Raw genomic sequence first — 7,479 nt, forward strand, 5'->3', positions numbered from 1 at the left:
CGCGCCGGGTCCGCCGCGTCGTACTCGCGGATGATCTCGTAGCGCGTGTTGCGCTCCACGGGGCGGAAGCCGGCGTCGCGGATGAGGTCCAGGAGGTCCTCACGGGTCAGCTTGTTCGGCGTGCCGTAGTTGTCCGCGTCGTGAGTGATCTTGTACTCGACGACCGAGCCGTCCATGTCGTCCGCGCCGTGCTGAAGGGCCAGCTGCGCCGTCTGGACGCCGTGCATGACCCAGAAGACCTTCACATGCGGGACGTTGTCGAACAGCAGCCGGGAGACCGCGAAGGTCTTCAGGGCCTCCGCGCCCGTCGCCATCGTGGTCCGCGCCTGGAGCTTGTTGCGGACCTTGCCGTCCTTCATGTCCACGAAGTCGTGCTGGTAGCGCAGCGGGATGAAGACCTGGAAGCCGCCGGTCTCGTCCTGCAACTCGCGCAGGCGCAGCACGTGGTCGACCCGGTGGCGCGGCTCCTCGATATGGCCGTACAGCATCGTGGCCGGGGTCTTCAGACCCTTCTCGTGCGCGAGGCGGTGGATCCGGGACCAGTCCTCCCAGTGCGTCCGGTGGTCCACGATGTGCTGACGGACCTCCCAGTCGAAGATCTCCGCGCCGCCACCGGTTAGCGACTCCAGGCCCGCGTCGATCAGCTCGTCCAGGATCTCGGACGCCGTGAGACCGGAGATCGTCTCGAAGTGGTGGATCTCCGTCGCCGTGAACGCCTTGAGGGAGACGTTCGGCAGCGCCGCCTTCAGCTCGCGCAGGGACCGCGGGTAGTAGCGCCACGGCAGGTTCGGGTGCAGCCCGTTGACGATGTGCAGCTCGGTGAGGTTCTCCGTCTCCATCGCCTTCGCGAGCTTGACGGCCTCCTCGATGCGCATCGTGTACGCGTCCTTCTCCCCCGGCTTGCGCTGGAAGGAGCAGTACGCGCAGGAGGCCGTGCACACGTTCGTCATGTTCAGGTGCCGGTTGACGTTGAAGTGCACGACGTCGCCGTTCTTGCGCGTCCGCACCTCGTGCGCCAGACCACCGAGCCAGGCCAGGTCGTCCGACTCGTACAGCGCGATGCCGTCCTCGCGGGTCAGCCGCTCACCGGAGCGGACCTTCTCCTCCAGCGCGCGCTTGAGCCCGACGTCCATGCCAACACCTTTCTACGACAGCTCGGCCTACGGTATCCCTAGACCTCTTCGGGCAGCTCCCCGACCCGGTTCTCCCACTTCGTGGACAGCACGATGGTGGTACGGGTCCGCGACACGCCCTTGGTCCCGCTGAGTCTGCGGATGATCCGCTCCAGGCCGTCCACATCGGCCGCGCGCGCCTTGAGCATGAAGGAGTCGTCGCCGGCGATGAACCAGCAGTCCTCGATCTCCTTGAGGTCCCGCAGCCGCTGCGCCACGTCCTCGTGGTCGGCCGCGTCGGAGAGCGAGATGCCGATCAGGGCGGTGACGCCGAGACCGAGGGAGGCCGAGTCGACCGTCGCGCGGTAACCGGTGATGACACCGGCCGCCTCCAGCCGGTTGATGCGGTCGGTGACGCTGGGTCCCGACAGTCCGACAAGGCGCCCCAGCTCCGCGTAGGAGGCCCGGCCGTTCTCCCTGAGGGCCTGGATGAGCTGCCTGTCCACCGCGTCCATGCGATCGAAGCCTTCCGCTGAAGAGTTCCGGAGTGATGAAAGGTAAAGCACCTGCCGGGCCGCGGCCGACCACCGGTCACGGCCGGTCCGCGCCACCGCCCAGTTCGCCCCGCCAGCGCCGGTACAGCCCGTGCTCGACGCCCGCCGCGTCCAGCACCCGCCCGGCGACGAAGTCCACCAGATCCTGGATGTGCGTGGCACCCGCGTAGAAGGCGGGCGAGGCGGGGACGACCGAGGCGCCGGCGTCGTCCAGGGCGACGAGATGCCGCAGGGTCTGGCCGTTCAGCGGGGTCTCCCGTACGGCGACGACGAGGGTGCGGCGTTCCTTCAGTGTCACGCTGGCCGTGCGCTGGAGCAGATCCTTGGACAGGCCCAGCGCAACGCCCGCCACACAGGCCGTGGAGGCCGGCACGATGAGCATGCCCTTCGCCGGGTACGACCCCGAGGAGGGGCCCGCCGCGAGATCGCCCGCGTTCCAGTACCGCACCGCGCTGACGTCCGCCGCGAAGGTCCCGGGCTTTCCGTCGGCCCCCCGGGCCAGCCATTCCCGCAGGTCGTCCTGCCAGTGGGCGTCCCGGAACGAGATCCCCGTCTCGTCCAGCAGGGTCAGCCGGGAGGCCCGGCTGACCACCAGGTCGACGGCTTCCCCCGCCGCCAGCAGCGCCCGCAGCACGGCAGCCGCATACGGCGTACCGGAAGCACCGGACACCCCCACGATCCAAGGCACGCGCCGCGTTTCTCCTGCGTTCACACCTTGAGCGTACCGGCGTGCCCACCCGGGCTCAGGCCGGGTGGGGGCAAGAAGCGGGCGTGCGCCCCGGGTTCAGAGGGTCAGGCGCGGGTTCAGACGGTCAGGCCCCGGACCAGCAGGTCCAGCAGGGCACACACGAAAAGGGCGATGCCGATGAAACCGTTGACGCTGAAGAACGCCCGGTTGAGCCGGGACAGGTCGTGCGGGCGCACGATCCGGTGCTCGTAGAGGAACGCGCCGGCCACGATCACCAGGCCGAGCCAGAAGAAGGCGCCGGCGTGGGTGGCGAGGGCGTACCAGACGAACAGCGCGGTGGTGATCGTATGGCAGGCGCGGGCGCCCCAGATCGCGGCCGGGATGCCGAAGCGGGCCGGGACCGACTTCACACCGATGGCGCGGTCGGTCTCCACGTCCTGGCAGGCGTAGATCAGGTCGAAGCCGCCGATCCAGATGCCGACGGCGAGGCCGAGGATCACCGCGTCCCAGGACCAGCTGCCGGTGATCGCGAGCCAGCCGCCGATGGGGCCCATGGCCTGGGCGATACCCAGGATGGCCTGCGGGAAGTTCGTGAACCGCTTCCCGTAGGGGTAGACCACCATCGGGATCACCGCGATGGGCGCGAGGGCCAGGCAGAGCGGGTTCAGGAGCGCGGCGGCGCCCAGGAAGACCACCAGGGCGACGAGCGCGCCGGTCCAGGCGTGCCGTACCGACATCGCGCCGGTCACCAGTTCGCGGTGCGCGGTGCGGGGGTTACGGGCGTCGATCTCCCGGTCGATGATCCGGTTCACGGCCATCGCGAAGGTGCGCAGGCCCACCATGCAGACGGTGACCAGCAGCAGCCGGGCCCAGTGGATGTTCTTGTCCAGCGTGTACATCGCCGTCAGGGAGGCGATGTAGGCGAAGGGGAGCGCGAAGACCGAGTGCTCGATCATCACCAGGCGCAGGAAGGCTTTCGTGCGTCCCGGCTGCGGCATCGCGGCGGCCGTACTCACAGGCCGTACTCCGGATCACCCCCGCGGAGGCGGGGAAACCCCGTCGCCGCGCTGCCCTGCACCATCATGTCCGTCCCTCTCACAGTCCGTATTCCTTCCAGCGCCGAGTCACCCGTTCGGCCGTATCCGGGTCCGACAGGACCATCTCCGGCCACCCGCCGTCGCGCGTGTAGCCCTCCTCCGGCCATTTCCGGGTGGCGTCGATCCCGGCCTTGCCGCCCCAGAACTGCTGGTAGGAGGCGTGGTCGAGATGGTCGACGGGGCCTTCCACGACCGTGAGGTCACGGGCGTAGTCGGTGTTGCCGAGGGCGCGCCAGGCGACCTCGTGCAGATCGTGGACGTCGCAGTCGGCGTCCACGACCACGATCAGCTTGGTGAGGGACATCATGTGCGCCCCCCACACGGCGTGCATGACCTTCTGCGCGTGCTTCGGGTACTTCTTGTCGATCGAGACGATCGCGCAGTTGTGGAAGCCGCCGGCCTCGGGCAGGTGGTAGTCCACGATGTCCGGGACGATGATCTTCAGCAGCGGCAGGAAGAAGCGTTCCGTGGCGCGGCCGAGCGGTCCGTCCTCGGTGGGCGGGCGGCCGACCACGATCGACTGGAGCAGCGGCCGCTTGCGCATCGTCACGCAGTCGATCTTCAGCGCGGGGAACGGCTCCTGCGGCGTGTAGAAGCCGGTGTGGTCGCCGAACGGGCCCTCGGGCAGCATCTCGCCCGGCTCCAGCCAGCCCTCCAGGACGACCTCGGCGTTGGCCGGGACCTGGAGCGGCACGGTCTTGCAGTCGACCATCTCGATCCGCTTGCCCGCGATGAACCCGGCGAACAGGTACTCGTCGATGTCGCCGGGCAGCGGCGCGGTGGAGGCGTAGGTGACGGCGGGGGGGCAGCCGAAGGCGATGGCGACGGGCAGCCGCTCGCCCCGGCGGGCGGCCACCTGGTAGTGGTTGCGGCTGTCCTTGTGGATCTGCCAGTGCATGCCGATGGTGCGCTTGTCATGGCGCTGGAGGCGGTACAGGCCGAGGTTGCGGACGCCGCTCTCGGGGTCCTTGGTGTGGGTCAGGCCCAGGTTGAAGAAGGAGCCGCCGTCCTCGGGCCAGGTGAACAGCGCGGGGAGCCGGTCGAGGTCGACGTCGTCGCCGTGCAGGACGACTTCCTGGACCGGCGCTTCCTTGATCTTCCTCGGCGGTACGTGCGCCATCGCGCCCAGCTTGCCGAACGCCTCGCGCACCCCGACGAAGCCGTGCGGCAGCTCGGGGCGCAGCAGCCCGCCGATCTTGTCGGAGATGTCGCCGTACGACTTCAGGCCGAGCGCCTTCAGGAGGCGGCGGTCGGTACCGAAGACGTTCATGGCCAGCGGCATCGCCGAGCCCTTGACGTTCTCGAAGAGGAGCGCGGGGCCGCCGGACTTCTGCACCCGGTCGACGATCTCCCCGATTTCCAGGTAGGGGTCGACCTCGGCCTTGATGCGCTTGAGGTCTCCCTCGCGCTCCAGGGCCCGGAGCAGGGAGCGAAGATCGTCGTAAGCCATGCCCCCCAGTATCTGCCACACCCCACCGCGCCCCCGTCACCGGGCCCGGTCCACGGCCGGGCCGGGTGTCGGATCCCGTACCGGATCTTGAAGCACCGGCGGGCGGCGAGGGGGGCGACCCATTCCGCGTGGAGTTCACGGATGGACTTCTGTGATGCGCAACAAGCCCCCTTGGTTCCGTGACCTACCTCTCTTTATGTTCTCTATACGCAATCAATGCGCCATGTAAAGATCATGAAGACCAACACACGGGATTTACCCTAAGAGAACCGTTGGGATCATTCGGCGCTTCCGAAAGGGCGAGCACGTAAGTCGATGTGCATAACTCGCATACATAAGTTACTCCTTTCAGCCGGCGCGCTGGTCCTCGCAACTGCCACGCACGCCGTCGCCGACACATCTCCCCCGGCGCCGCCCAGATCCTCCGCACCGTCCATGCTCGTGTCCTCCACCGACGATGACGACGCCGCCGAAGTCGGCCAGTGGACAAGTGAAGCGGCCGAGAAATTCTGGACATCCGAGCGGATGGCCGCAGCCACACCGGACTCGCCCCGCCCCGAGGCGCCCGCCAATGGGAAGGCCGCCGCACGCGTGCCGGCCGCGGCAGCCGCCAAGGACGGCCACTACTTCGGAGGCGTTCCCACCGTCGGCACCTTCTTCCACTACGTGAAGAACCCCGCCACCGACCGACTGGAGGGGCGTTTCTGCTCGGCCAGTGTCATCGACAGCCCGCAGGGCAACGTCATCCTGACCGCCGCACACTGCTCGGGCGGCACCAAGGGCATGTTCGTGCCCCGCTATGACGGCGCGGCGGCCAACCCCGCTCCCTACGGGCGGTTCCCGGTGCAGAAGTGGGTCCGCGACTCCCGCTGGTACAAGGTGGGCGACGACCCCACCCGTGACGCCTACTCCGACCTGGATTACGCCTTCGCCCGGGTCGGCCCCAACAGCGGCGACCAGAGTCTGCAAAAAGCTGTCGGTGCCGCTCTCGAACTCGGCCAGGTGAACGGCGACTACGGCCGGACCGTGACCGTGGTCGGCTACCCGGGAAGCCACAACCCGGAGAACCAGCCGATCATCTGCCCGGGTGTCACGACCCAGCAGCTTCCCGGCTACCGGCAGCTGCGCATGGAGTGCGGCGGCTTCTACGGCGGCACCTCCGGAAGTCCCTGGATCACCGGTCTGAACACCATCACCGGCAGCGGCACCGTGATCGGCAACCTCGGCGGCTACTACGGCGGCGGTCTGGAGAACAACAGCGACCGCGTCTCTTTCGCCGTCACCTACGACCAGCGCGCCCTGGAGATCTACTCCGCCGCGAAGAACAACACCGAACCGCGGAAATACCCGCGCGGCTACAGCATGTACCCCACCGGCGGCGGCCTGTGGACCAATGCCAAGAAGATGGCGTCCGGTGACTACAACGGTGACGGCAAGACCGACATGATCGTCGTCTGGGTGGACGGCGAGGTCACCCTTTACAGCGGCGACGGCAAGGGCGGATTCTCCGGCGAGGAGAGGATCACGAAGTCCGACACCTGGAAGAACGCCAAGGTGATCGCCGGAGGCGACTTCAACGGCAGCGACTCCTCCGATCTGGTCGTGGTCTGGGTGGACGGCGAGGTCACCCTCTACACCGGTGACGGCAAGGGCGGATTCGCCAAGGAGACGCAGCTTCAGAAGCCCAATGACACCTGGCGGAACGCCACCCAGATCACGGCTGGGCGCTACAGCGACAACAAGTGGACCGACGACCTCATGGTCCGCTGGGTCGACGGGGAACTCTCCCTCTACACCGACGTCGACGGCCGCGGCCTCCTCCACGAGCACAAGCTCAAGGATCCCAACGCCACCTGGGAGCACGCCACGATCCTCACCGCGGGCAACTTCACCGGCGGCGCCAATTGGGACGTGGTGGTGCGCTGGTCCGACGGCGAGCTCTCGCTCTACCGCGACGCGAGCCCCTCCGGTGTGGGAACGGAAGTCCGGATGCTGTCCTCCAGCAAGTTGTGGACGCACGCCTCCGTAATGACCGCGGGCGCCTACACCCAGGGCGAGCCCGACGACCTGCTGGTGCGCTGGTCGGACGGTGAGACCACCCTCTACACGGACACCTCCACCGCCCTCGGCCGTGAACACATGCTCGTACCGCCCAAGGCCGGCTGACCCCCTCTCAGGAAAGCGAGGTACCCGCGATGTACCTGCGTACTGCGGCGACCGTGCTCGCCGTGACCGTCATCGGGCTCACGGGCTCGCACACCGCCTCGGCGGCGGACGACCCGGGCCTGAGCGTCAGTGTCCGGGGGGACGACAGCGACGGCAGCGCGGACGGCCCCCTCCAGCGGGGCGCGCCCGTCGTCGTGACGTCCGATGTCGACCTGACCTCCCTGGCCGCGGACGGCGATGGCGGATTCACCGTGCGCTCCCCGGCGTTCGCCAAGGACGTGACCATGGAGATGCAGAAGAACAGCTTCGGGAAGGGCCGCGGCACCATCAGCTGCGACACCGCGCCGGGAAGCTACCCGGTCGACATCGCCGGGCCGCGCGAGAAGTCCGCGGCGATGGGCGGCCGGGTAGC

7 protein-coding genes are annotated in these 7,479 nt (G+C 68.4%); 2 read left to right on the plus strand and 5 right to left on the minus strand.

The genetic code is table 11. The annotated features are described in order from the left end of the window. The 5 genes from mqnE to CCN72_RS20945 all read right to left on the minus strand — a co-directional run. The coding region (gene mqnE, locus CCN72_RS20925) for an aminofutalosine synthase MqnE (protein ID WP_107430136.1) at positions 1-1,133 on the minus strand (1,133 nt) is incomplete at its 3' end. A gap of 38 nt (positions 1,134-1,171) precedes the next feature. Beyond that, entirely contained in the window at positions 1,172-1,627 is a 456-nt protein-coding gene (locus CCN72_RS20930; protein WP_037658649.1) for an Lrp/AsnC family transcriptional regulator, read from the minus strand. Between the two features lie 76 nt (positions 1,628-1,703). Further along, positions 1,704-2,354, minus strand: a complete 651-nt coding sequence (locus CCN72_RS20935) for a UbiX family flavin prenyltransferase (RefSeq protein ID WP_086808843.1) — start codon at positions 2,352-2,354, stop codon at positions 1,704-1,706. Positions 2,355-2,470: 116 nt separating this feature from the next. Next, positions 2,471-3,352 (minus strand): menaquinone biosynthesis prenyltransferase MqnP, encoded by an 882-nt coding sequence (gene mqnP, locus CCN72_RS20940; protein WP_086808845.1) that lies wholly within the window; start codon positions 3,350-3,352, stop codon positions 2,471-2,473. A 97-nt stretch (positions 3,353-3,449) separates the two neighbouring features. Further along, positions 3,450-4,901, minus strand: coding sequence for a menaquinone biosynthesis decarboxylase (locus CCN72_RS20945; RefSeq protein WP_086808846.1), 1,452 nt, complete (start codon positions 4,899-4,901; stop codon positions 3,450-3,452). Between the two features lie 525 nt (positions 4,902-5,426). Between CCN72_RS20945 and CCN72_RS20950 the strand changes: the two genes are divergently transcribed. Both CCN72_RS20950 and CCN72_RS20955 read left to right on the plus strand, forming a co-directional pair. Beyond that, positions 5,427-7,067, plus strand: coding sequence for an FG-GAP repeat domain-containing protein (locus tag CCN72_RS20950; protein WP_086808844.1), 1,641 nt, complete (start codon positions 5,427-5,429; stop codon positions 7,065-7,067). 29 nt (positions 7,068-7,096) lie between these two features. Further along, positions 7,097-7,479: hypothetical protein (locus CCN72_RS20955; RefSeq protein WP_143664151.1), on the plus strand; the 383-nt coding region annotated here is incomplete at its 3' end.

Origin of the sequence: Streptomyces murinus (assembly GCF_002154555.1) — a bacterium.
In the GTDB taxonomy this organism is placed as follows: domain Bacteria; phylum Actinomycetota; class Actinomycetes; order Streptomycetales; family Streptomycetaceae; genus Streptomyces; species Streptomyces murinus.